The sequence below is a fragment of the Streptomyces sp. ATCC 21386 genome (assembly GCF_018728545.1).
Lineage (GTDB): Bacteria > Actinomycetota > Actinomycetes > Streptomycetales > Streptomycetaceae > Streptomyces.
The window spans coordinates 6392181-6417364 of sequence record NZ_JAAVVL010000001.1; the positions used below are offsets into that span (position 1 = coordinate 6392181).

Annotated in this window: 18 protein-coding genes; 7 read left to right on the forward strand and 11 right to left on the reverse strand. The window is 70.7% G+C overall.

Translation table 11 applies throughout. The features are described from left to right. Nucleotides 1-72: 72 nt before the first annotated feature. A complete protein-coding gene (locus GWK25_RS27425; RefSeq protein ID WP_215453940.1) occupies nucleotides 73-1521 on the reverse strand; it encodes a cell wall metabolism sensor histidine kinase WalK in 1449 nt (482 codons plus the stop codon). After that, a complete protein-coding gene (locus GWK25_RS27430; protein WP_215453941.1) occupies nucleotides 1518-2207 on the reverse strand; it encodes a response regulator transcription factor in 690 nt (229 codons plus the stop codon). Before GWK25_RS27430 ends, GWK25_RS27425 begins: the two co-directional genes overlap by 4 nt. Before the next feature lie 147 nt (nucleotides 2208-2354). Here GWK25_RS27430 and GWK25_RS27435 point away from each other — a divergent pair, with 147 nt between their 5' ends. The 6 genes from GWK25_RS27435 (at nucleotide 2355) to GWK25_RS27460 (ending at nucleotide 12881) form a co-directional block, all read left to right on the forward strand. Then, nucleotides 2355-3698 carry a ferric reductase-like transmembrane domain-containing protein gene (locus GWK25_RS27435; protein ID WP_215453942.1) on the forward strand — a complete coding sequence of 448 codons (1344 nt, stop codon included), beginning with the start codon at nucleotides 2355-2357 and terminating at the stop codon, nucleotides 3696-3698. A gap of 27 nt (nucleotides 3699-3725) precedes the next feature. Further along, nucleotides 3726-4124: an FMN-binding protein gene (locus GWK25_RS27440; protein ID WP_215453943.1), complete on the forward strand. Its 399-nt coding sequence runs from the start codon at nucleotides 3726-3728 to the stop codon at nucleotides 4122-4124. Between the two features lie 4 nt (nucleotides 4125-4128). Continuing rightward, nucleotides 4129-4848, forward strand: coding sequence for an FAD:protein FMN transferase (locus GWK25_RS27445; protein ID WP_215453945.1), 720 nt, complete (start codon nucleotides 4129-4131; stop codon nucleotides 4846-4848). Between the two features lie 337 nt (nucleotides 4849-5185). Then, a complete protein-coding gene (locus GWK25_RS27450) occupies nucleotides 5186-6145 on the forward strand; it encodes a GNAT family N-acetyltransferase (protein ID WP_215453947.1) in 960 nt (319 codons plus the stop codon). A 247-nt stretch (nucleotides 6146-6392) separates the two neighbouring features. Further along, nucleotides 6393-11591: a family 43 glycosylhydrolase gene (locus tag GWK25_RS27455; protein ID WP_215453949.1), complete on the forward strand. Its 5199-nt coding sequence runs from the start codon at nucleotides 6393-6395 to the stop codon at nucleotides 11589-11591. Between the two features lie 279 nt (nucleotides 11592-11870). Further along, nucleotides 11871-12881 carry an LLM class flavin-dependent oxidoreductase gene (locus tag GWK25_RS27460; protein ID WP_215453951.1) on the forward strand — a complete coding sequence of 337 codons (1011 nt, stop codon included), beginning with the start codon at nucleotides 11871-11873 and terminating at the stop codon, nucleotides 12879-12881. Here GWK25_RS27460 and GWK25_RS27465 read toward each other — a convergent pair. The 6 genes from GWK25_RS27465 to GWK25_RS27490 form a co-directional block, all read right to left on the reverse strand. Beyond that, nucleotides 12845-13708 carry a 1-acyl-sn-glycerol-3-phosphate acyltransferase gene (locus GWK25_RS27465; RefSeq protein WP_215453953.1) on the reverse strand — a complete coding sequence of 288 codons (864 nt, stop codon included), beginning with the start codon at nucleotides 13706-13708 and terminating at the stop codon, nucleotides 12845-12847. The two genes, GWK25_RS27460 and GWK25_RS27465, sit on opposite strands and share 37 nt — an antisense overlap. A 4-nt stretch (nucleotides 13709-13712) precedes the next feature. After that, nucleotides 13713-14504, reverse strand: a complete 792-nt coding sequence (locus GWK25_RS27470) for a GNAT family N-acetyltransferase (protein WP_215453955.1) — start codon at nucleotides 14502-14504, stop codon at nucleotides 13713-13715. Between the two features lie 159 nt (nucleotides 14505-14663). Further along, the gene (locus GWK25_RS27475) at nucleotides 14664-15689 is read right to left on the reverse strand and encodes a hypothetical protein (RefSeq protein ID WP_215453957.1); all 1026 of its coding nucleotides are present in this window, start codon (nucleotides 15687-15689) and stop codon (nucleotides 14664-14666) included. 169 nt (nucleotides 15690-15858) lie between these two features. Then, nucleotides 15859-16608 (reverse strand): succinate dehydrogenase/fumarate reductase iron-sulfur subunit, encoded by a 750-nt coding sequence (locus GWK25_RS27480; protein WP_215453958.1) that lies wholly within the window; start codon nucleotides 16606-16608, stop codon nucleotides 15859-15861. Continuing rightward, on the reverse strand, nucleotides 16605-18563 hold the full coding sequence (locus GWK25_RS27485; protein WP_215453960.1) for a fumarate reductase/succinate dehydrogenase flavoprotein subunit: 1959 nt from the start codon (nucleotides 18561-18563) through the stop codon (nucleotides 16605-16607). The genes GWK25_RS27480 and GWK25_RS27485 overlap by 4 nt, the downstream gene beginning before the upstream one ends. 2 nt (nucleotides 18564-18565) lie before the next feature. After that, nucleotides 18566-19300 (reverse strand): succinate dehydrogenase, encoded by a 735-nt coding sequence (locus GWK25_RS27490; protein ID WP_215453963.1) that lies wholly within the window; start codon nucleotides 19298-19300, stop codon nucleotides 18566-18568. Nucleotides 19301-19393: 93 nt separating this feature from the next. On the opposite strand from GWK25_RS27490, the gene GWK25_RS27495 reads away from it, so the two are divergent. Further along, the gene (locus GWK25_RS27495) at nucleotides 19394-20278 is read left to right on the forward strand and encodes a LysR family transcriptional regulator (RefSeq protein WP_184902347.1); all 885 of its coding nucleotides are present in this window, start codon (nucleotides 19394-19396) and stop codon (nucleotides 20276-20278) included. Nucleotides 20279-20450: 172 nt separating this feature from the next. On the opposite strand, the gene GWK25_RS27500 is transcribed toward GWK25_RS27495, so the two are convergent. The 3 genes from GWK25_RS27500 to GWK25_RS27510 all read right to left on the reverse strand — a co-directional run bounded on the left by GWK25_RS27500 (nucleotide 20451) and on the right by GWK25_RS27510 (nucleotide 24676). Then, nucleotides 20451-22595 carry a bifunctional diguanylate cyclase/phosphodiesterase gene (locus GWK25_RS27500; RefSeq protein WP_215453965.1) on the reverse strand — a complete coding sequence of 715 codons (2145 nt, stop codon included), beginning with the start codon at nucleotides 22593-22595 and terminating at the stop codon, nucleotides 20451-20453. Beyond that, the gene (locus GWK25_RS27505; RefSeq protein WP_215453967.1) at nucleotides 22592-23404 is read right to left on the reverse strand and encodes an SAM-dependent methyltransferase; all 813 of its coding nucleotides are present in this window, start codon (nucleotides 23402-23404) and stop codon (nucleotides 22592-22594) included. The genes GWK25_RS27500 and GWK25_RS27505 overlap by 4 nt, the downstream gene beginning before the upstream one ends. A 258-nt stretch (nucleotides 23405-23662) precedes the next feature. Next, nucleotides 23663-24676 carry an SCO0930 family lipoprotein gene (locus GWK25_RS27510; RefSeq protein WP_215453969.1) on the reverse strand — a complete coding sequence of 338 codons (1014 nt, stop codon included), beginning with the start codon at nucleotides 24674-24676 and terminating at the stop codon, nucleotides 23663-23665. Nucleotides 24677-25184: the final 508 nt, after the last annotated feature.

A 25184-nucleotide genomic window follows, 5' to 3' on the forward strand; every position in this document is an offset into this window, starting at 1 on the left:
GCCCGCCCTGAAGGCCGCCGACGGCTCCCCGGCCCGGCCGGTGCCGGTCCTCTCGCGGTACATGGCGGAGTCCTACGCCGCCGGGCTGCCTGCCAGTGGCAGCCGGAGCGTGAACGTGGTCGTGCCCGGCTCGCTTTTCAGGGTGATGGTGCCGCCGTGGGCGCGGGCCAGGGAGTGGGCCACGGCGAGGCCCAGGCCGCTGCCGCCCCGGTCGCGGCTGCGGGCCTTGTCGACGCGGTAGAAGCGGTCGAACACGCGCTCCTGGTCGTCGGCCGGGATACCGGGCCCCGAGTCGGTGATCCGTACCTCGGCCGTGCCGGACTCCACGGCGACCTCCAGGGAGACCTTCGTACCGGACGGGGTGTGCACGGCGGCGTTGGTGAGAAGGTTGTCGAGGACCTGCCGCAGGCGAAGGGGGTCGAGACGCAGCCGGACCGGTGCGGCGCCCGTGGCCACGGTCAGCGGATGGTCGGGGTGCCCCGCCCGGAAGCCGTCCGCCGCCTGACGGGCCAGCTCCACCAGGTCGGTCTCCTCCAGCCGCAGCGGTGTCTCCACGTCGGCCGCGTCGAGGCGGGCCAGCATCAGCAGGTCGTCCAGGAGGACCCCCATCCGGGCCGCCTCGGCGCGCAGCCGGGCCAGGTGCTTGTCGCGTTCCTCGGGGCTGTGGGCGGCGGCGTACTGGAAGAGGTCGGCGTAGCCGCGGACCGACATCAGCGGGGTGCGCAGTTCGTGGGAGGCGTCGGCGACGAAGCGGCGCAGGCGCTGTTCGGCCTCGGTGCGCACGGCGAGGGCGTCGTCGATGTGCTCCAGCATCGTGTTGAAGGCGGTGCGCAGCTCCTCGACCTCGGGGCCGCCGTCGCGGTTGTCGTGGCGCACGGGCAGCCGCGCCGAGTCCGTCAGGTCGTGCGAGGTGATGCCGCGGGCGGTGTGCGCCATGTCGCTCAGGGGTTTCAGCCCGCGCCGCAGCATGGCCCGGCCGAAGACGACGAGCGCCATCAGGGCGAGGGCGAAGGTGACGACCTGGACGGTGATCAACCGGGTCACGGTGTCGTCGATGTCCTCCATGGGGGCCGCACTGACGAGGACCAGGCCGGGCTCGACCTCGCAGCCCCGCAGCCGGTACTGGCCCGCGCCCTTGAGGTATTCGGTGCGAGTGACCTCCGTGCCCCCGGCGGTCAGCGCCTTGGCCAGGAGGGTGAACTGCTCGATGTCCTCGGGGACGTCGGCGGGGTCCTCGGGGGTGCGGAGCACGGGGGTGCCGCCGGAGGTGTCGTACACCGCGTAGTACCAGCCCCAGTACTTCTTGCCCGTGAGCGTGCCGTCGTCCGCGATGCTCTTGGACTGGGCGACCTGCGCGATCCTCAGCTGTTCGGTGAGCTGCGCGGACAGATAGTCGCGCATGTACATGGTCAGCGCGTTGCCGACGACGGCGAAGACGACGAGCGCCAGGGCGCCGAGGCCGAGGGCCAGTCGGGTGCCGAGGCGCATGTCGCGATAGCTCTGCTGGAGTCGGGCGATCACTCGCCGGCCTGCCGCAGGACGTAGCCGAAGCCCCGGACGGTGTGGATGAGCGGTTCGCCGGTGTCGTCGAGCTTGCGGCGCAGTCGGCTGACGACCAGCTCGACGACGTTGGAGCGGCCGCCGAAGCCGTACTCCCAGACGTGGTCGAGGATCTGGGCCTTGGTGAGGACCGTCGGGGACTTGCGCATGAGGTAGCGCAGGACCTCGTACTCGGTGGGCGTGAGGGTGAGCAGCTTGTCGCCGCGGCGGACCTCGCGGGTGTCCTCGTCCATCGTCAGGTCTGCGACCCGGAGCACCGACCGCTGGAAGGCCGGTCCGGCGCTGCGGCGCAGCACGGTGCGCAGCCGGGCCATCAGCTCCTCCACGGCGAACGGTTTGACCAGGTAGTCGTCGCCGCCCCGGGTGAGGCCGGCGACCCGGTCGGCGACGCCGTCGCGGGCGGTCAGGAACACCACGGGCACCATCGTGCCGGATCGGCGGAGCCGGTCCAGCACGCCGAAACCGTCCACACCGGGCAGCATGAGGTCCAGCACCACGATGTCGGGACGGAACTCGGCCGCCTGCCGCAGCGCCTCCTCCCCGGAGTGCGCCGTGACAGCGTCCCAGCCCTCGTAGCGGGCGACGGTGGCCACCAGGTCCGCGATCGGCGGGTCGTCGTCCACCACGAGCAGTCGCACTTTTTCCACGTGCTCATACTGCGCTACCGATCGCGTCCCGCCATAGCCGCTCACAGTCAGGCGGCAGATCGATAAATACTTGAAAGTTGTCCGACAGCAAAACGACAGCAGCCACCGGAGAAGCTCGTATCCCCCACTCGATCAAGGAGTCTCCCCGTGACCACTGTCCAACACCCCCCAGCGGCGGTCAGCCGCTCGGGAGCGCGCCCCAAAGTGGTCGCCCGCACCGGTCTGTACGCGGTGCTGGCGGCGAACGTCGCCGTGGTGACCTTCTTCTTCGTGCAGGCGGGCTTCGCCTCGAACGCCCTCATCGTGCTGGGCCGCCTGGCCGGTCTGTACGGCGCGCTGCTGATGGCCTTCCAGCTGGTGCTGGTGGCCCGGCTGCCCTGGTTCGACCGGCGCATCGGCATGGACCGGCTGACCTCCTGGCACCGCTGGACCGGCTTCTCGGTGCTGTGGCTGCTGGTCGCGCACGGGGTGTTCATCACCTTCGGCTACGCCCAGTCCTCGGACCTGGACCCGGTCAGCCAGCTGGTGGACCTCGCCGAGACCGTCGAGGGCGTGCTGCGCTCGATCGTCGCGCTCGGCATCATCATCGTGATCGGCGTGGTCTCGGCCCGCTTCGCCCGCCGCAGGCTGGCCTACGAGACCTGGCACTTCATCCACCTGTACACCTACGTCGCGGTGGTGCTGGCCTTCACGCACCAGGTCGCGGCGGGGACGTCGTTCGCGTCGTCGAAGGCCGCGACGGCCTACTGGTACGGGCTCTGGGGCGCGGCCCTGACCTCGGTGTTCGTGGGCCGTCTTGTGCTCCCGCTGTGGCGCAACTGGCGTCATCAGCTCCGCGTCACCGCGGTCGTCCCCGAGGCCGACAACGTCGTCTCGATCTACATGACCGGCCGCGACCTGCACCGGATGCCCGCCCGGGCCGGCCAGTTCTTCCTGTGGCGGTTCCTGACCCGGGACCGCTGGTGGCAGGCCAACCCGTTCTCGCTGTCGGCCGCGCCCGACGGCACCCAGCTCCGGCTCACCGCGAAGGCGGCCGGCCCGGGCTCCGCCGCCCTGCGCCACGTCAAGGTCGGCACCCGGGTGTTCGCCGAGGGCCCGTACGGCGCCTTCACCGCGATGCACCGCACCCGGCCCGAGTCCGTGCTCATCGCCGGCGGTGTCGGTGTCACCCCGATCCGGGCCCTGCTGGAGGAGATCGAGGGGCACGCGGTGGTCATCTACCGTGTCGCCACCAAGCAGGACGCGGTCCTCTACGAGGAGTTGCAGCGGCTCGCCTTCGACAAGGGCGCCGAGCTGCACCTGGTGTCCGGTCCCGCCAGCCCCGATCTGCTGGCGCCACGCGAGCTGCTGCGGATGGTGCCCGACATCGCCGACCGGGACGTGTTCCTGTGTGGGCCGCCGCCGATGATGAACGCGGTCCTGGGCAGTCTGCGGGAGCTGGACGTGCCCAAGCCGCAGATCCACTTCGAACGCTTCAGCCTGGCCGGCTGAGGGACACCGGGACACGAGGACAGCACTGTGAAACGAGCCATACCCGCCCTGGTCCTGAGCGCCGCCGCGCTGGTACCCGTCTGGCGTTACGCCCCCTCGACCGACACGACGTCCACGACGACGACCGCCGAACCCGCCCCGTCGGCCTCCGCGTCCACGTCGTCGGGCTCCACCGTGGTCACGGGCCCGACGATCGACACCGAGAAGGGACCCGTCCAGGTACAGGCGACCTTCCGGGGCGAGAAGATCACCGCCGTGAAGTTCCTCCAGCAGCCGGACCATCCGCAGACCGAGGCCGCCGTACCGGTACTGATCGAGGAGACGCTCCAGGCGCAGAGCGCCGACATCGACACGGTCTCGGGCGCCACCATCACCAGCGACGCCTACCGGGAGTCCCTCCAGGCCGCCATCGACGCGAGGGCCTGAGCCGGTGCGCCGCGTCGAACACATCATGGGGTTCCCGATCTCGCTGCTGATCGAGGACGAGGAGGCCACCGCCGAGGCGGCTGAGCCGGCCTTCGCCTGGCTGCGCGAGGTCGACGCGCGGTTCAGCCCGTTCCGTGCCGACAGCGAGGTGTCGCGGCTGGACCGGGGCGAGCTGGCAGCGCACGAGCTGAGCCCGGACCTGACCGAGGTCCTCGCCCTCTGCGAGGAGTACCGGGTGGCGACGGGCGGCGCGTTCGACGTACGGCTGCCGGGGCGCGGGCTCGACCCCTGCGCCATGGTGAAGGGCTGGGCCGTGCAGCGGGCGGCGGAACTGCTGACCGGGCTGGGCGCGAAGCGCCTGTGCCTGAACGCGGGTGGCGACGTGGCGGCGACCGGCGGGCCGTGGCGGGTCGGGGTGCGCCACCCGGAGCGGGCGGACCGCCTCTGTACGGTTCTGTCGGTCGCGGACGGCGCGGTCGCCACGTCCGCACGGTACGAGCGCGGCGACCACATCCTCGACGGCCGCACCGGGCGCCCGGCGACGGGCCTGCTCAGCCTCACGGTGGTGGCGCCGACCCTCACCGAGGCCGACGCGACGGCGACGGCGGCGTTCGCGATGGGCGCGGAGGGGGTCGCGTGGGCCGCGTCGAGGGGGTGCGAGGTGTTCGCGGTCGATGCCCGCCAACGGGTGTTCCGGACGCCGGGGTTGCCGGTGGCCGCGTGAGGGTGCGGGTGCGGGTGTGGCGCCTGATAGCTGGGGGGCGCGGGCTTGAGGACGCCTGATAGCTCGGGGGCGCGGGCTTGAGGGCGCCTGATAGCTCGGGGGCGCGGGCTTGAGGGCGCCTGATAGCTCGGGGCGCGGGCTTGAGGGCGCCTGATAGCTCGGGGGTACGGGTGGTCGGCGACTGCGGCCGGTACGTGGCTGATCGCGCAGTTCCCCGCGCCCCCAGAAGGGCTGCGCCCTTCATCGGGCGCAGAGCGCCTCTCGCCCCCGGCCCACCGGACGCCCGCCCTCGGAAATCCCGTTGCGGCCGCGCCCCCGGCCCCCGGACAGTGGCCCCATGACCACGACCCACCCCACCCCCCTCCCACCCGGCCTGACCGTCCGCCCGGCGACGCTCGACGACGCCGAGGCCGTATGCGCGCTGCTCAACGAGATCGACGTGCTGGAGATCGGCCGTGCCGAGACCGAACTCGTCGAGGTGCAGGCGGATCTGAAGCATCCGGAGGCGGACCTGGAGCGGGACTCCTGGCTGCTCTTCGAAGGGGACCGCCTGCTGGCGTACGGCCTGCAGTGGGACGAGTCCGGCGGCGAGCGCATCGACATGGACCACTACACGCTGCCGGACCACCCCCTCGGCGCGCTGCATCTGTTCGACCTGATGGAGGCCCGGGCGGCTGAGCGCGCGGCGGCCAACGGCGCGGACCGGGCCGTCGTGCACATGCACCTCAACATCACGCCCACGATGGACCTGGACGCGCTGCGCGGACGCGGCTGGCGCACGGTCCGCCGCTACAACGTCATGGCCCGCCCCCTCTCCCCCGCCGAGCCCCTGCCGACGCTCCCGCCCGACGTCACCCTGCGCACCTGCGCCTCCGAGGAGGACCGCAGGAAGGCCTACGCCCTGCTGCAGACGGCCTTCGCCGACCACTTCGACTTCCAGCCGCGCGCGTACGAGCAGTGGCTGGACGACATCGACGCCGAGAACGTCGACTGGTCGCTGCTCTGGATCGCGCACGTCGACGATCTCGGGGACGTGGCGGCCCTGCGGTCCCGCAACGACCGTTCCGCGGCGGCGTGGATCTCCAGCATCGGTGTCCTGCGCGAGGCCCGCGGCCGCGGTCTCGGCAGTCTGCTGCTCCGCCACTCCTTCGCTCACTACGCGGCCCTGGGCCGCGACCGCATCAGCCTCGGTGTCGACACCGACAACAGCACCGGAGCCCTCGCCCTGTACGAACGGCACGGTATGAAGCGGGACTTCGCGGTCGACACGTGGGAATTGATACGCCCCGTCCAATAAGCACGGACCGCGGAGCCCCCGTCCTCCACCGAGGACGGGGGCTCTTTGTTCGACCTGTCGGACATTGTTCGAAACCTCTTGACGCCTCACCACACGCCGATTGACACTCTCGCAACACGACGTCACACGGCCGAAACAGCGGGACACCCGGGGCGAGGGTTCCCGCCCTTTCCCGACCCCTCCCACATGCCTTGCCGATGTCTTCGCCACCCCTTCATCAGCCGTGCTCTCAGCAGGGATACTCCACATGACGTACATCGCACGTCTGCGCGGCGGCGCGAGACGCTGGGCGGGTCCGCTCGCCGGACTGACCGCCGCGTCACTGCTTCTGGGCCTCGCCGGGCCCGCCGCTCCGGCCGCCGCGGACGACGCCGGCCTCACCGACGGTCTGGCCCTCTGGTACAAGCTCGACGCCACCTCGGGCACCACGGTCACCGACGCCTCCGGCAACGGCCGTGACGGCACCGTGAACGGCACCGCCGGCTGGACGGGCAACGGTCAAGGTCTCGCCTTCAACGGTTCGGACACCTACGTCAAGGTGCCGAACGACGTCATGAAGGGCATGAGCTCGATCAGCGTCTCCATGGACGTGCTGATGGACGAGTCGCAGGCCGGGCCGTACTTCATCTACGGCTTCGGCAACACCAGCAACGGCACGGGCAACGGCTACCTCTTCGCCACCGGCAACTCCCTGCGCACCGCCATCGCGTCCGGCAACTGGTCGACCGAGCAGAGCACCCGGCCCTCCGACTCGCACAACCTGACCCGTTCGGTGTGGAAGCAGCTCACCTACACCCAGACCGGCACCACGGGCGTGCTGTACGAGGACGGCGTGGAGGTCGGCCGCAACACCTCGGTCACGACCACCCCGGGTTCCATCGGCTCGGGCACGACCACCGCCAACTACATAGGCAAGTCGGTCTACACCGGCGACAAGCTCTTCAAGGGCAAGATCCGGGACTTCCGGGTCTACGACCGGGCCCTCGCCGGCTCCGAGGTCGAGCAGCTCTCGCTGCCCATCGCCGCGGAGGGCGTCGCGGCCGACAAGGCGGCCCTCACCCTGGGCGACACCAGCGCGGTGACCGCCGACCTGGACCTGCCGAAGACCGGCACGGCCGGCGGCTCGACCATCACCTGGGCGAGCGACAACACGGACGTGGTCTCGAACTCCGGCGCGGTGACCCGCCCCGCCGCCGGTCAGCCGAACGGCCACGCCACGCTGACGGCGACCCTGAAGAAGGGCCCCGCGAGCGCCACCAAGACCTTCGAGGTCACGGTCCTGCCCGCCTTCGACGACACGACGGCCGTCGAGCAGGCCACCGAGGCGCTGACCGTCCACAACATCGACGACGCACGCGGGAACCTGACGCTCCCGACGTCCGGCGACTTCGCCACGAAGGTGTCCTGGTCCTCCGCGAACCCGGACGTCGTCTCCGCCGAGGGCGTGGTGAAGCGTCCCGCCGACGGCGACGGCGCCACCACCGTCGAGCTGACCGCGACCGTCACCAAGGGCGACGCGAAGAAGACCCGTTCCTTCACCGCGAAGGTGCCGGAGCTGCCGAAGAAGGAAGCCCTCAAGGGCTATATGTTCAGCTACTTCACCGGCGAGGGCACCTCGGACGGCGAGCAGCTCTACGCGGCCCTCAGCAAGGGCAACGACCCGCTGAAGTGGCGGGAGTTGAACGACGGCAAGCCGGTCCTGACGTCCACGCTGGGCGAGAAGGGTCTGCGCGACCCGTTCATCATCCGCTCCCCCGAGGGCGACAAGTTCTACCAGATCGCCACCGACCTCAAGATCTACGGCAACGGCGACTGGGACGCCTCGCAGCGCACCGGCAGCAAGTCCATCATGGTCTGGGAGTCGACCGACCTGGTGAACTGGACGAACCAGCGCCTGGTGAAGGTCTCCCCCGACTCGGCCGGCAACACCTGGGCCCCGGAGGCCTATTACGACGAGGAGCGCGGCGAGTACGTCGTGTTCTGGGCGTCCAAGCTGTACGACAACGAGGCCCACTCCGGCGACACGTACAACCGCATGATGTACGCGACGACCCGTGACTTCTACACCTTCAGCGAGCCCAAGGTCTGGATCGACCGCGGCTACTCGGTGATCGACTCCACGGTCATCCGGCACGACGGCGAGTACTTCCGCCTCTCCAAGGACGAGCGCAACAACAGCTCCTCCACGCCCAACAGCAAGTTCATCTTCGAGGAGAAGAGCGACACGCTCCGCAACCTCTCCTGGACCGCGGTCGCCGAGGGCATCGGCAAGGGCGAGATGAGCGCCGCCGAGGGCCCGCTGGTGTTCAAGTCGAACACCGAGGAGAAGTGGTACGCGTTCCTGGACGAGTTCGGCGGGCGCGGCTACATCCCCTTCGAGACGACGGACCTGGCCTCGGGCGTCTGGACCCCGTCCACCGGCTACGACCTGCCGTCCAAGCCCCGGCACGGCACGGTGCTGCCGGTGACCCAGGCCGAGTACGACCGGCTGCTGCGGACCTACCAGCCGGACCAGATCATCACCGACGTCGAGGACGTCAAGGTCGAGACGCGTGTCGGTGACGCCCCGGTCCTGCCGGCCACCGTCATCGCCGAGACCGGCGCCGGTGTGAAGCGGCCCGTCGCCGTCACCTGGGAGGCCGTGGACGCCTCGCAGTACGCGCAGGCCGGCACCTTCACCGTGCAGGGCGACATCGCCGGCGACTCGGCGATCGAGGTCACCGCCGAGGTCACGGTCTCCGCCGAGGGCCCCGACGTCCCGGCCGACCTGCTCCTGCGCTACGACTTCGACGAGACCGGCGGCAGCATCGCCCGCGACTCCAGCGGTCACGGCTACCACGGCACCTACGTCCGCACGCCCGACTTCGGGACCGGCGTGGACGGCGGCTCGTTCAAGATGTCCGGCGGCAACAGCGGCTCCAGCTCGCCGTACGTCAAGATCCCGAACGGCGTGCTGAAGGGCACGAGCAGCGTCACCGTCTCCACGTACGTGAAGTGGAAGGGCGGCGACAACTTCCAGTGGCTGTTCGGGCTCGGGCCGGACAGCAACAAGTATCTGTTCGCGACCCCGTCCAACGGCGGCGGCAAGCTGTTCTCCGCGATCACCAAGGCCACCTGGTCCGGTGAGAAGCAGATGATCGGCGGCTCCAAGCTCACGGCCGGCGAGTGGAAGCACGTCACGGTCACCCTGAACGGCGCGACCGAGACGGCGATCCTCTACGTCGACGGCGCCGAGACGGCCCGCGTCAGCGGGGTCACCATCAAGCCGTCCGACCTGTACGACTCCGCGAAGGACCACTCCGGCTACATCGGCAGGTCCCTGTACTCCCCCGACCCGTACTTCGGCGGCGAGGTCGACGACTTCCGGATCTACAACCGGGCCCTGACGCCCGCCGAGGTCCTGGAGCTGGGCGGCAACACCACCGGCATCGCCGCGGTGACGCACCCGGCGCTCAAGACCGACGCGATCATCACCGACAAGGACAGCAAGGTCGTCCTGCCGCTGACCCCGGGCAGTGATGTCACCGCCCTGGCACCGGAGTTCACCCTGGCCCACGGCGCGAGCATCAGCCCCGCCTCCGGCACCCTGCGCGACTTCAGCAAGCCGGTGACGTACGAGGTCACGGGCTCGGACGGGAAGAAGCGCACCTGGACCGTGTCGGCGGCGGTCATGAAGAGCCCGGTCCTGCCGGGTCTCAACGCCGACCCGAACGTCGTCCGCTTCGGCGACACCTTCTACATCTACCCGACCACCGACGGCTTCGAGGGCTGGAGCGGTACCCAGTTCAAGGCGTACTCCTCCAAGGACCTGGTCAACTGGACCGACCACGGCGTCATCCTGGACCTCGGTCCGGACGTCTCCTGGGCGGACAGCAGGGCCTGGGCACCGGCCATGGAGGAGAAGAACGGCAAGTACTACTTCTACTTCTGCGCCGACGCGAACATCGGTGTCGCGGTCTCCGACTCGCCCACCGGCCCGTTCAAGGACGCGCTCGGCAAGCCGCTGCTGAAGGCAGGTGACTACCGGGGTCAGATGATCGACCCGGCGGTCTTCACCGACGACGACGGCACGCCGTACCTCTACTGGGGCAACGGCCGCGCCTACGCGGTCCCGCTCAACGACGACATGATCTCCTTCGACGCCTCGAAGGTCACCGACATGACGCCGAGCAACTACAACGAGGGCACCTTCGTCATCAAGCGCAAGGGCACCTACTACTTCATGTGGTCGGAGAACGACACACGTGACGAGAACTACCAGGTCGCCTACGCCACCGGCTCCTCGCCCACCGGCCCCTGGACCAAGCAGGGCGTGATCCTGGAGAAGGACCTCTCGCTCGGTATCAAGGGCCCCGGCCACCACTCGGTGGTCCATGTCCCGAACACCGACGACTGGTACATCGTCTACCACCGCTTCGCCATCCCCGGCGGTGACGGCACGCACCGCGAAACCACCATCGACAAGCTGGAGTTCGACGCCGACGGCCTGCTGAAGAAGGTCGTCCCGACCCTGGAGAGCATCGACCCGGTCACCATCGCCCGGGCCGGCGCGGACGCCTCCGGCAAGGAAGGCGCCAAGATCCAGCTGAACGGCACGGTCTCCGGCGCGGGCACCGCCCAGTGGACGATCGGCAACGACGTGCCGTGCGTCTTCGCCGACGCCAGGTCCGCGAGGACGACGATCACCTGCGCGGACAACGGCACGTACGAGGTCACCCTGACCGGCGGCCGCAGCAGCGACACGGCGAAGGTGACCGTCACCAACGCGGCCCCGAAGATCACCTCCGTGACCGGCCCCAAGTCCCCGGTGGCGGCGGGCAAGGGCACCTCGGTGAAGGCCGGGTTCACCGACCCGGGCGCCCGCGACACCCACACCTGCAAGGTCGACTGGAAGGACGGCACCAAGCCCACCGCCGGGAAGATCTCCCTCGGTGTCTGCAAGGCGGAGCACATCTACCGCAAGGCCGGCATCTTCCGCCCGGTCATCACCGTCACCGACGACGACGGCGCCTCGGCGAGCAGCACGCTCCCCGAGCTGATCGTCTACGACCGGGCCGCCGGTTCCGCGACCGGAAAGGGCAGCTTCACCTCGCCGGCCGGGTCCTTCCCGGCGGCGCCGAAGCTGACCGGCACGACGGGCTTCTCCTTCACCGCGAAGTACGCCAAGAACGCCACGAAGCCGTCCGGCAAGGCGGCGCTCGACTTCGCCAAGGCCAAGCTGAAGTTCCGCTCCACGGGCTCCGACTGGCTGGTCGTCACCGGCTCGAAGGCGGTCTACCAGGGCTCCGGCACGGTCAACGGGAAGACCGGGTACGCCTTCCGCATCACGGCCACGGACGGCCCGGACACCTTCAAGATCAAGATCTGGAAGAAGTCCTCGGGTTCGGTCGTCTACGAGAACAAGTCGGCCGCGAAGACGAAGGGGATCACGATCGGCCGCAAGTGACCCGTAGTCCTGGCGACACCTAGAGCGAGCCGCGTCCGGTTTTTCCGGGCGCGGCTCGTTCTTGTGGGGGAGGTGTGGGAGGTGCGTGGCTGGCTGCGGGCCCGGTGGGGCTTCTCGCGCAGTTCCCCGCGCCCCTGAAAAGCAGGGGCTGCGCCCGTGCTTTTCGGCCCGCGAGGGCCGGAGGCCCTTGACGGGCGCGGGGAACTGCGCGACCAGCCATGACGCACCCGCGCCCGCCGACGCCGGGAATCCCCCCACCACCAGAACGTTGAACCCCATATGACCCCGGCCCTCACCTCCACCTCCTCCACCCGCTTCTCCGTCCTCGACCGCTCCCGCACACGCGAGAACCACACCGCCCCCGAGGCCCTGCGGGACACCGTCCAGCTGGCAAAGGACGCGGAACGGCTCGGATTCCACCGCTTCTGGGTGTCGGAACACCACGGCGTCCCCGGTGTGGCCGGCTCCGCCCCCACCGTCCTGGCGGCGGCCGTGGCCGCCGCCACCCGCACCATCCGGGTGGGCACCGGAGGGGTCATGCTCCCCAACCACCGGCCCCTGATCGTCGCGGAGCAGTTCGGCGTCCTGGAGTCCCTCTTCCCGGGCCGCATCGACATGGGCCTCGGCCGGTCGGTCGGCTTCACCGACGGCGTACGCCGGGCCCTCGGCCGGGACAAGGACGACGCCGACGACTTCGCGGGCCAGCTGGAGGAGCTGCTCTCGTGGTTCCGGGGCACCTCCCCGACCGGCGTGCACGCCCGCCCGTCGGAGGGCCTGACCGTCCCCCCGTTCGTGCTCGCGATGGGTGAGGGCGCCGACATCGCCGCGCGGGCGGGCCTGCCGATGGTGATCGGCGACCTCCGCGACCGCGATCGGATGCGGCGCGGCATCGACCGCTACCGCGCGGGCTTCCGTCCGTCCGCGTGGGCCGAGGAGCCGTACGTCGTCGTCTCCGGCACGATCGCCGTCGCCGCCACGCCGGAGGAGGCGCACCGGATCCTGCTCCCCGAGGCCTGGGCCATGGCCCACTCCCGTACCCGTGGCACGTTCCCGCCGCTCGCCCCGGCGGAGGAGGTCGAGCGGCGGACGATGACGGCCAGGGAGCGGGGCTTCTACGAGGCCGGGCTGACCGGCCAGGTGTACGGCACCGAGGAGCAGGTGGCGCACGAACTGGAGTCGTTGATCAAGGAGACGGGCGCCCAGGAGATCCTGGTCACGACCAGCACGTACGACCGCGAGGCGCTGCTGGACTCCTACACCAGGCTGGCCCGGATCGCGGGACTCGGCTGAGCGGGCAGGCACCCCCCGCCCACGTCGGGCACATGCTCGACCATGGCCGCCACGTCGATCACCGCCGTCTGCGCCGCCCCCGCCAGCGCCCGCCGGTCGAGGTGGTCGGCCGGGCGGACGACGGGCCGTACGTCCACCTCGGCGACGACGTCGCGTGCCGTCACCACCCGCCACACGGAGGCGAGCAGCGAGTCGTCCCCGACGTAGGCGGGCGCGGTGCTCGCCCCGCCCGGGGCGAGCCGATAGCGGACGCGGACCGGCTGCACGGGCACGTCGGCGTCGAGCGCGGCCTGGAACACGGCCCGCCGGAAGCGTCCCTGCGCGCGGCCGCACCAGGTGCTGCCCTCGGGGAAGGCGACGACGGCCGCGCCACCGCGCAGGGCGTCGGCGATGCGGCTGACCGTCTCCGGCAGCGCGCGGATCCGGTCCCGTTCGATGAACAGCACCCCGCTGCGTGCCACCAGAGCGCCCGCGACCGGCCACGACCGTATGTCCGCCTTGGCGAGCATCCGCGCCGGACGCACCGCGCCGAGCAGCGGTATGTCCAGCCAGGAGACGTGGTTGGCGACGAGGAGCAGTCCGCCGGTGGGCGGGGCGGTGCCGGAGATCCGTACCCGCACCCCCGAGGCCCGCACGACCCACCGGGACCACCGCCGTACGGCCCCGGCCGGGAGCCGCAGGCCGACGAGACTCACGAGCACCCCGAGGAGGACCAGGGCCACGACCGCCGCGAACCGGACGGCGGCCCGGGGCACGGCGGCGAGGGACGGCCTCGTCTCCACGCAGGCCGCCGGGGTGCAGGGCGCGCTCGGCAGCCAGACGCTCACCGGGTCACGCCGCCGGGACGAGGGAGAGGAAGTGGCGCAGATAGCGGGCGTTGACCCGACGCATCGACAGCAGCACGTAGAGGTCGGCGACGCCGAAGTCCGGGTCGTGCGCGGGCTCGCCGCAGACCCAGGCGCCCAGCCGCAGATAGCCGCGCAGCAGCGGCGGCACCTCCGTGCGGGCCGCGGGGGTCTCGTTCTTCGGGACCCAGGGCAGCAGCGGCCGTACCCGGTACTCCTCGGGGGCCAGGTGCTTGTCCCGCACCCGGTTCCAGGTGGCGGTGGCGAGCGTGCCGCCGTCGGAGAGGGGGATGGAGCAGCAGCCGGCGAGCCACTCGTGGCCCCGGTCGAGCATGTAGCGGGCGATGCCGGCCCAGATGAGGCCGATGACGGCGCCGTCCCGGTGGTCGGGGTGGACGCAGGAGCGGCCGACCTCCACCAGCCCTGGCCGGATGGCGTCGATCCGGGCGAGGTCGAACTCGCCCTCGGAGTACAGCCGTCCGGCGACGGCGGCCCGCTCCGGCGGCAGCAGCCGGTAGGTGCCCACGACCTGCCCGGTCAGCGTCTCCCGGACGAGCAGGTGGTCGCAGTACGCGTCGAACGGGTCGACGTCGAGCCCCGGCTGCGGGCCGGCCAGCAGGGCGCCCAGCTCTCCGGCGAACACGTCGTGCCGCAGCCGCTGGGCGGCCCGCACATCGGCTTCGTCTCGGGCGAGGCTGACGGTGTAGGGGGTGGGGCCCGCCGACTGGGGCGCCGGGGACGGCAGCGGAGGGGTGTCCAGAGCGGATACGGCGGTCATGGCTCACTCCAGGTCACGGGCCGGTTCGGCCTGAGCGGAAGGACAGGCCGGTCGGGTACGGCCTGCGCGTACCTGTTCTTCCGATGCCGTCTGGCTTTCGTGTGACCGGTGGCGGGAGCCCGGATGTGCGCTTGCTGAACGGAACGGTCCCGGTGGACGTCACCTGGCCGGTGCGCAACCCCCGAGCCACGTGCGGGTTTCATCGGCGTCGAGGACCCGCTCCAGGACGAGTTCGCCCGTCATCCGGGGGAAGAACCGCCCGGCGGGCCAGCTCCGCTCGTACGGCGGTGCGTCGAGGACCAGCAGCCGCACTCCGTCGACGACGGGGATGTCGCTGGGGGTGCCCTCGTTCCACACCCACTCTCCGCCGGGTGTGACGAGGTTGAAGGCCCCGGTCGTCGGCACCTGCCCGGGCGCGTCCCGGCAGACGGCGACCTCCCGCTCGGACGGCGCCCGCCCGTCCACGTGCCCGCCGCCGACGAGCACTCCTGCGAGCAGGGTGTGGAGCTGGAAGTTGTCCCCGATGCCGCTCATCCGCATCGCGTACCCGGTGCCGCTGGGCCGGTGCAGCACCACCAGCGGCTCGTCGTCGAGCACGAGCAGGGCGTACGCGAGGCACTTGAAGTCGTGCCCGGACGCCTTCTCCACGGTCCGCAGCGCCCTGAGCACCCGAGCGCGGGTCTCGTTGCCGAGGCCGGTCCGTACGGCGGGACGGTTGAGGAGGGCGACGGATGCCATCTCCCAGCGCGGGAGCAGCCACCAGCCGAGGGCCGCCTCCATGCCGACCCGCTCGACGATCGAGGGGTCGGGGTCCCCGTGGTCGGGTTCGGGGAAGTCACCTCCGCCGGTGGCCGACCAACGCTCGCAGAACTCCCCCGCGGCGCCGAGCGCCCAGTCGAGCCCGTGGAAGATCGCCGGCGCGCAGCCGACCGCGTCGGCGCCCCGTTCGACGCAGGCGCCGATCACGATGGCGACCATGGTGTCGGGTCCGGCGGGCAGCTCCGGCAGCAACGCGACCAGCCGGGGCGCAGCCTGGGCGATCTCGTGCTCCGTCGCGCCCTCGAACCGCCGGTGCATCTCCTGGTAAGCGCGCTGTATCCGAGCGTCGTCGCGCCCCCGCACAGCGGCGTCGAAGCCGGCGACGGCCTCCAGGAACCGCTGCCTCCCCCGCCGCCCGAACATCATGCGAGCAGCCTACCTACACAGAAAATCCAGACGGGGCCGGGACTGAGCACCACTCCCGACCCCGCCCGTCCGCACGATTCGGCGGACGTCCAGCGCCCCGAAGGGGCGCGGGGAACTGCGCGACCAGCCACAACGGACGCGCACCCCGAAATCGACAGGCCCTACGGCGCTACCGCTTCCCACTCCTCCGAGTGGCCCGCAGCCACTCCTTGTTCATACTCGTGATCGACACCAGAGGGATCCCCTTGGGACAGGCCGTGGCGCACTCCCCGGCCAGCGTGCACCCTCCGAACCCCTCCGCGTCCATCTGCTCCACCATGTCCAGCACCCGCGTCTCCCGCTCGGGCGCCCCCTGCGGCAGCACGTTCAGATGGTTGATCTTGGCCGAGGTGAACAGCATCGCCGCCCCGTTGGGACACGCGGCCACACACGCCCCGCACCCGATGCACTCCGCGTGCTCGAACGCGAAGTCCGCGTCCGGCTTGGGCACCGCCGTGGCGTGCGCCTCCGGCGCGGCCCCGGTCGGCGCCGTGATGTACCCGCCGGCCTGGATGATCCGGTCGAAGGCGGACCGGTCGACGACCAGGTCCTTGACCACCGGGAACGCCGACGCCCGCCAAGGCTCCACATCGATCGTGTCCCCGTCCGAGAAGGACCGCATGTGCAGCTGACAGGTCGTCGTCCGCTCCGGCCCGTGCGCGTCCCCGTTGATGACCAGCGAGCACGCCCCGCAGATCCCCTCCCGGCAGTCGTGGTCGAAGGCCACCGGGTCCTCACCGCGCAGGATGAGTTCCTCGTTGAGCGTGTCGAGCATCTCCAGGAAGGACATGTCGGGCGAGATGCCGTCCACCTCGTACGTGGACATGGCGCCGTCCGCGTCGGCGTTCTGCTGCCGCCATACGCGCAGGGTGAGCTTCATGCGTAGCTCCGCTGGGTGGGGTGGACGTACTCGAAGACGAGGTCTTCCTTGTGCAGGACGGGAGCCGTGCCCGTCCCCGTGAACTCCCAGGCGGCCGCGTACGAGAACTCCTCGTCGCGGCGCTCCGCCTCACCGTCCGGCGTCTGGGACTCCTCGCGGAAGTGCCCGCCGCACGACTCGCCGCGGTGCAGCGCGTCGAGGCACATCAGCTCGGCGAGTTCGAGGTAGTCGACGATCCGGTTGGCCTTCTCCAGCGACTGGTTGAACTCCTCGCCGGTCCCCGGCACCTTGATCCGCCGCCAGAACTCCTCACGGATCTGCGGGATCCGCTCCAGGGCCTTGCGCAGTCCGCCGTCGGTGCGGGCCATGCCGCAGAACTCCCACATCAGCTCGCCGAGTTCACGGTGGAAGGAGTCGGGCGTACGGTCGCCGTCGACGGAGAGCAGCAGGTTCAGCCGGTCCTCCGTCTCGGCCAGCACCTCCTGCACGACGGGGTGTTCACGGTCGATGCCACCCTGGCTCGGGTGCCGGGCGAGATAGTCGTTGATGGTGGCCGGGAGCACGAAGTACCCGTCGGCGAGGCCCTGCATCAGCGCGGACGCGCCGAGGCGGTTGGCCCCGTGGTCGGAGAAGTTGGCCTCCCCGATCGCGAACAGGCCGGGGACGGTGGTCTGGAGGTCGTAGTCGACCCAGAGTCCGCCCATCGTGTAGTGCACGGCCGGGTAGATCCGCATCGGTACCTCGTAGGGATCCTCGTCGGTGATCCGCTGGTACATGTCGAAGAGGTTGCCGTACTTGGCCTCCACCGCCTCACGCCCCATCCGTGCGATGGCGTCGGCGAAGTCCAGGTAGACGCCCTGCCCGCCGGGGCCGACGCCGCGGCCCTCGTCGCAGACGTTCTTCGCGGCCCGGGAGGCGATGTCACGGGGGACGAGGTTGCCGAAGGAGGGGTAGATCCGCTCCAGGTAGTAGTCGCGCTCGTCCTCGGGGATCCGGTTCGCCGGCCGCTGGTCGCCCCGTGCCTTCGGCACCCAGATGCGGCCGTCGTTGCGCAGCGACTCGCTCATCAGCGTCAGCTTCGACTGGTGGTCGCCGGTGCGCGGGATGCACGTCGGATGGATCTGGGTGAAGCACGGGTTGGCGAACAGCGCGCCCCGCCGGTGCGCCCGCCACACGGCGGTCGCGTTGGAGTTCATGGCGTTGGTCGACAGGTAGAAGACGTTGCCGTATCCGCCGCTCGCCAGCACCACGGCGTCGGCGAAGTACGTGTCGATCTTCCCCGTGATCAGATCCCGCGCGACGATCCCGCGTGCCCTCCCGTCGACGACGATCAGGTCGAGCATCTCGGTGCGCGGGTGCATCTCCACGTTCCCGGCGGCGATCTGCCTGCTCAGCGCCTGATAGGCACCCAGGAGCAGCTGCTGACCCGTCTGGCCCCGGGCGTAGAACGTCCGCGACACCTGGACGCCGCCGAAGGAGCGGGTGTCGAGCAGACCGCCGTACTCCCGGGCGAACGGCACCCCCTGGGCCACGCACTGGTCGATGATCTCGACGGAGATCTGGGCGAGGCGGTGGACGTTCGACTCCCGCGCCCGGAAGTCGCCGCCCTTGACGGTGTCGTAGAACAGCCGGTGGACGGAGTCGCCGTCGTTGCGGTAGTTCTTGGCCGCGTTGATGCCGCCCTGGGCGGCGATCGAGTGGGCCCGGCGTGGGGAGTCCTGGTAGCAGAACTGGACGACGTGGTAGCCCTGTTCGGCGAGTGTGGCGCCGGCCGATCCGCCGGCCAGCCCGGTCCCCACGACGATCACGGTGTGCTTGCGGCGGTTGGCGGGGTTGACCAGCTTGGCCTCGAAGCGGCGCCTGTCCCAGCGCTCGGCGATCGGGCCCTCGGGGGCCTTGCCGTCGACGACCGGGTCACCGGTCACGTAGTCCGCGTACTCGGAGGATGTGGTCATGGTCAGTTCACCACTCCGGTCATGACGGCGACGGGTACGGAGACGAAGCCCACGGTCAGCACCAGGGCCAGGACGTCGGCGGTGGTCTTCAGGGCGCGGTCGCGGGTGCGGCTGCCGGCGCCGAGGGTCTGCGCGGCGCTCCAGAAGCCGTGGCGGATGTGCAGGCCGAGGGCGAACATCGCGACGAGGTAGACGACGTTGCCGTACCAGGTGGAGAAGGTGTCGATCACGTTCTGGTACGGGTGTCCGGCCTCGAAGCCGCCCGGGTGGACGGTGCCGGTCGTCAGGTCGAGAATGTGCCAGACGATGAAGAGGGCGAGGATGACGCCGCCCCACCGCATGGTGCGGGTCGCGTAGCTCGTCCGCCGCTTCTTGTGGACGTAACCGGTCGGCCTGGCCCGCAGGTCACGGCGGCTGAGCTGGTAGGCGGCCGTGGCGTGGGCGACGACCGCGGCGACGAGGACCACGCGGACGATCCACAGCGCCCACTCGTGGTGCAGGAAGGGTTCGCCGAGGGTGCGCAGCCAGTGCGCGTAGCCGTTGAACTCGTCGGAGCCGAAGAAGATCTTGAGGTTCCCGAGCATGTGGACGACCAGGTACGCCAGCATGATCAGTCCGCTGACGGCCATGACCGTCTTCTTGCCGAGGGAGCTGTCCCACACCGAGCGCGCCAGGGACGGTTTTGATCCCCGTTGTCCCGCCCGTTCCGCGCGTTCCGTCCGCGTTGCCAGAGCCATGCCCCTGACGCTAGAACCGCTTCACCCCATCGGTCCAAGACATGAAACAGCTCGTTTCGATAGCCGGAAGCTATCGTCCCGTATCGTGGAGGGATGCAGTTCCAGCAGCTCCAGTACTTCGTGGCGGTGGCGGAGACCCGGCACTTCACCCGGGCCGCCGAGCTGGTCCATGTGGCGCAGCCGTCGCTGTCGCAGCAGATCAAGGCGCTGGAGAGGGAGTTGGGGGCCGACCTCTTCCAGCGGGCGCGCGGCAACATCACGCTGACCGACGCCGGCGAGGCGCTGCTGCCGCTGGCCCGGCGCATCCTCGCCGACACGGACACCGCCCGGCACGAGGTGCAGGAGCTGGCACAGCTGCGGCGGGGCCGGGTCCGGCTGGGCGCGACCCCGAGTCTGTGCACCGGTCTGCTGCCCGACGTGCTGCGCGCCTTCCACGACCGCTACCCCGGCATCCGGCTGCTGATCGAGGAGGGCGGCTCCCACGACCTCGTACGCCAGCTCGCGCGCGGCGCGCTGGATCTGGCGCTGGTGGTCCTCCCCCTGCCCACGCCCTCCCCCGCGCTCACCACGGTGGAGCTGCTGCGCGAGGACCTGGTGGTGGTCTCCTCCCCCGACGCGCCCAGGCCCGGCAACGGCCGCCGTACCGTGCGCGTCCCCGATCTGGAGGGTGAGCGTCTGGTCATGTTCCGCCACGGCTACGACCTGCGGGAGCTCACCGTCGCCGCGTGCCGCTCCGCGGGGTTCGAGCCGGACTTCGCGGTCGAGGGCGGGGAGATGGACGCGGTCCTCGGCTTCGTCCGGGCCGGCCTCGGGGTGGCCGTCGTCCCACGTATGGTCGCCACGCGCTCCGGGCGGGGCCTCAGGGTCACCCCGCTGGCCCGGCCCGGCCTCCACCGCACGATCGCCCTGGCCCACCGCAGCGATGTGGCTCCGCCTCGGGCCGCGCGGGAGTTGCAGCGGATGTTGGTGGAGCGGTGAGCGGTGGCTGTCGGGCCCGGTCCCGCCGTTGGTGGTGCCCGCCGTTCGGGCCTGCGGGTGAGTGGGGCTTCTCGCGCCCGCGCGGCGGAGCCGCACATCGATACAGCCCCGCGCCCCTCAAGGGGCGCGCTGCGCGCACCCCCGAAAGCAGCCCGGTGGTTGAGAAGTCCCCCTATCCCGTCGCGTCCACCAACGCCAGTTCGTGGAGGCGCTCCGGAGGGCCCGGGCGGGCGTAGTACCAGCCCTGGGCGGTGTCGCAGCCGAGTATCCGCAACTGCTCGGCCTGGGCGCCGGTCTCGACGCCCTCGACGGTGACCGCGAGATCGAGGCTGTGGGCGAGGGAGACGATCCCCTCGACGATCTTCAGATCGACGGGGTCGGCCGGGAACTGCTGCATGCTCTGGGTGAACGACCGGTCCAACTTCAGGACGCGGACCGGCAGTCGGCGCAGATTGGCGAGGTTGGAGTAGCCGGTGCCGAAGTCGTCGAGGGCGATGTCGACGCCCATCTCCGAGAGTCTGCGCAGTGGTTTGAGCAGGTCGTCGTCGGCGCCGATCAGGGCGGACTCGGTGACCTCCAGGCAGAGGGCGTCCGGTTCGAGGCCCGCGCGGTCCAGGATGTCGACGGTGTCCTGGACCAGCCCCGGGTTGGTCAACTGGCACGGCGACAGATTGACGTTGACCCGCAGCGGCGCCGCCGCCACGGTGCCGCCCTGTCGCTCCTGCCACTCCCGGGCCTGGCGCACCGACTGCTCCAGGACCCAGCGGCCGAGCGGCACGATCAGTCCGGTGCGCTCGGCGAGCGGGATGAACCGGTCGGGGCCGAGGACTCCGTGCTGCGGGTGCAGCCAGCGGACCAGGGCCTCGGCGCCGCGCACCGAGCCGTCGCCGAGATGGACCAGCGGCTGGTACTCGATGAAGAACTCGCCCCGGTCGAGTGCGGCGGGCAGTGCGGTGGTGAGGCCGTGCCGGGTGATGGCGCGGGCGTCGGCCTCCGCGTCGGCCATCTCGTAGCGGTTGCCGCCCGCCGACTTGGCGCGGTACATCGTGATGTCGGCGCTGCGCAGCACCTCCGCCGGACCGCGTTCCCCCGCCGGGCCCTCGACGATGCCGATGCTGCCGCGGACGAGGAGTTCGCGGCCGTCGATACGCACGGGGGTGACCAGCGCGTTCATGATGCGGTCGGCGAGTTCGTCGACCTCGCGTTCGGTGTCGGTGCCCGTGGTCAGCGCCACGAACTCGTCGCCGCCGAGCCGGGCGACCATCTCACCGGGCGCGGTCGCGCAGGACTGCAGCCGGTCGGCGACCTCCACGAGCAGCCGGTCGCCCGCCGCGTGCCCGAGGCTGTCGTTGATGGTCTTGAAGCCGTCCAGATCGAGGTAGCACAGGCCGAAGCGCTGGCCGTCGCCTGCCGCGAGGGCCTTCTCCAGCCGCTCGAAGAACAGGGTGCGGTTGGGCAGTCCGGTGAGCGCGTCGTGGGTGGCCTCGTAGCGCAGGCGCAGGTTGAGCAGCCTGCGCTCGGTGGTGTCCTCCATGAGGGCCAGCTGGTACTGGGGCCGGCCGTCCGCGTCCCGCAGCAGGGAGACGGTGAGGTTGGTCCACAGGACCGTTCCGTCGGGGCGGGAGAACGCCTTCTCGGTGTGGTAGTGCTCGCGCTCGCCACGGACCAGCTCGTCGTAGAGCCGCCACACCTGGGGCGCGTCGTCGGGGTGTCGCCAGTCGGGGACCGGCCGCCCGCGCATGGTCTGCTCGGTGACGCCGAACATCCGCAGCAGCGCGCCGTTGACCTGGAGGACGTTGCCGTCGAGGTCGGCGATGCCGATGCCTATGGCGGCGCCCTCGAAGACCGCACGGAAACGGGCCTCGGTGGCGTGCAGCGCGCGGGCGACCGCGCCCTGGGCCTCCAGCGCGGCGCGGGCGATCGCCTCCTGCTCGGCGAGGGTGCGCTGCCTGAGCGCCTCGGCGTATCCGGCGGCCATCGCGGACTGCAGCCGCGAGGAGCGCGCCCGCAGGTCCTCCTGGGGGCCGTCGCCGCCGCAGTAGAGCACCAGATAGGCCTCGACGCAGTCCAGGGTCTGGCTGAGCGCCTCGGGTTCGGTGCAGTGCGCCGCAACGAGAGCGGCGCCGACGGCCCTGCCCTCCTCGGCGTCGTACGTCCTGGCCCGCAGCGCCTCGCTGAGTCTGCGGGCCAGCGGCAGGAGTTGTTCCTCGAACTCGGGCCGGGTCAGCGAGGTGGAGGTGGCGGGGAAGACCGCCCGGCTCCAGATCGTCGCGAACCTGCGGAGTCTGTCCTCCGGCCCGTCCGGCTCCGCCCTCACGCCTTGGTCCCCACGCCGGCGAACTGGGCATAGGCGTACGGATCGTCGTCCTCGGAAGCCGTGTCGGGCCGCCACTTCGCCATCGGCACCACCCCGGGTTCCACCATGTCGTACCCCTCGAAGAACCGCGCGACCTGGTCGGACGAGCGCATGGTCAGCGGATTGCGAATGTTCCTGTACACGTCCACCACACCCGCCGCCCGCTCCTCGGGCAGCGGGATTCCCTCGCGGCAGGCGTGCGAGACGACGAGCAGGCTGCCCGGAGCGAGCGCGTCACGCAGCTCCGCCACCGCTTTGTACGGGTCGTCCTTGTCCTCCACGAAGTGCAGTATGGCAACCAGAAGCAGCGCGACCGGCCGGTTCAGGTCGATCAGTCGCCGTACGCGGGGGCTCTCGAGGATCTCGCGGGGCTTGCGGAGGTCGGCCGCGACCACATCCGTGTCGTCGTTCCCCTCGAGAACGGCCTGGCTGTGTGCTACGGCGACGGGGTCGTGGTCGACGTACACGACCCGTGCGCCGGGGCTGGCCTCCTGGGCGACCTCGTGCACGTTTCCGAAGGTGGGTATCCCGGATCCGATGTCCAGGAACTGGGTGACGCCCGCGTCGACGGCGTACCGGACGGCACGGCGCATGAAGGCGCGGTTCGCCTGCATGATCTTGGGCAGGCCGGGCACGAACTCCATGGCCCGGCGGGCCGCCTCGCGGTCGACCTCGAAGTTGTGCGAGCCGCCCAGGTAGTAGTCGTACATGCGGGCCACGGACGGCATCGAGATGTCGATGCTCCGCGGTGCCCAGGCGGGACGCTCCATCAGTGCTCTCCAACGCGTCGGGGGTGGCGTAGGCGATCCGGTGTTCGAGCTGAGGCTACTGATCGTCCGCCGAAGGAGCGAGCGAAAACGGAAATTGACCGTCCGTTCAAAATCGTTGCCGATGCCACATGCCCAACCACCGCACCGGCCATGCCTGTTCGAACCCGGGCATGCCAAGCGGTCCGCCCCCTCCGGTGCGGTACGGAGGGGGCGGACCTGGATCGGCCGCGCTGGTGCGGTGCGTGGGGAAGGCGCGGCCTACTTGTCGGCGCCGATCGGCTCACCGTCGCCGTTGATCGCGAACCAGGTGCCGCCGACGCCCTGGCCGTTGGTGTCGCCGGGTGCCTTGTCGTTCGCGAAGGTGTAGAGCGGGATGCAGTTGATGGTCTGCTGCTTGATGCCGTCGGGACGGTCGAAGACCGTGTAGCCCTTCAGCAGGATGCCCTCGGTGTCGTTCTTGTCGACCGGGGCGACGACGGGCCACTTGTCGAGGCAGTCGCCGACGCACTTGGTCGACATCGGCCACTGGGTGTCCTTGAGGAACCGGTAGACCGTCATGCCGTTCTTGTCGACGACGATCTCGCCGAGCTTGGCGTCCTTGCGCGTGGTCAGACCGGCCTGCTCGACCGCCCCGGCGCCGTTGCCGCCGGCCCCGTTGCCGCCCGCGTCGGCACCCCCGCCGCCCTTGGTGGAGGCCTTCTTGCCGTTGGGCGCGGACGCGAACCAAGTGCCCTTCAGACCCTGGCCCTTGATGTCACCGGCCTTGGTGTCCTTGGCGAAGTAGTACATGGGCCAGCCGGCCACCGTCAGCTGCTTGGTGCCGTCGGGACGGCTGACCTCGCCGAGCAGGGCCTTGTCGACACCCTGGGCGGCGGTGGCGCCCGCGGCGGGCACCGGCGGCCAGGTGACGGCGCACTCGCCCTCACAGGTCGTCTTCGGCGGCTCGAAGGAGTCCTTGTCGAAGCGGTACAGGGTGCGACCGGCGCTGTCCGTGAGGACCTTGCCGTACTCGTCGCTGTTCCACACGGTCAACTGGCCCGCGGAGGCCGCCGTGGTGGACTGGGCCTGGTCCGACGTACCGGAACCGGCCGCGCCGGCGCCGGCCGTACCGGTACCGGTGCCCGCGATGGTGCCGGCACCCAGCGTCGGGGTCGAGGCGGCGCCCACGTTCTGCGAGGACGTCGACCCCTGTTCCTGACCGCACGCCGTCGTCAGCACCAGCACAGCCGCAGCTGTCGCTACGAGTGAGGCGCTCCGCCAGGAGGTCTTCATTCCAACTCCCCGTGTATCCGGTGGGTGTCGCAGCGCCCTACTGCGCCGCTTGCTGGCCCTAGGTACGGGTGGGAGTGGCTCCTGTGTTCAACGTGGCACGAATTTCTTTCCGAAGTCTGTGCCACGGTTCTGCGGCGCGGCCTGCGGCGGTATCGAAAGAGGCGTCAGCACCGGGCGCCCGCACTCAAACGTTCGGGGCCCGTTTTTCGCTCCTTTGGAGCAATCCCTCCGTGCTCCCGCGTACGCGGGCGCGCAAGCACGGATGATCTCCGACGTGCAAGGACCCCAGCGGACCCGATCCGCTCTCGCCCTACGGCTGTCGGCCCTGCTCGCACTGACCTGGCTCCTCACCGGAACTCCGAGCGGCACCGCGGTCGCCGACGCCTGCGCGTACGGCACCGTCGGCCCGGACGGCGGCGGTCGGGTCGCCGTGGCGATCGGAAGCACCGACTCCTGCGAGCCGACCCCGTCACCCACCCCCACGCCCCCGCCGACTCCGTCGTGTCCG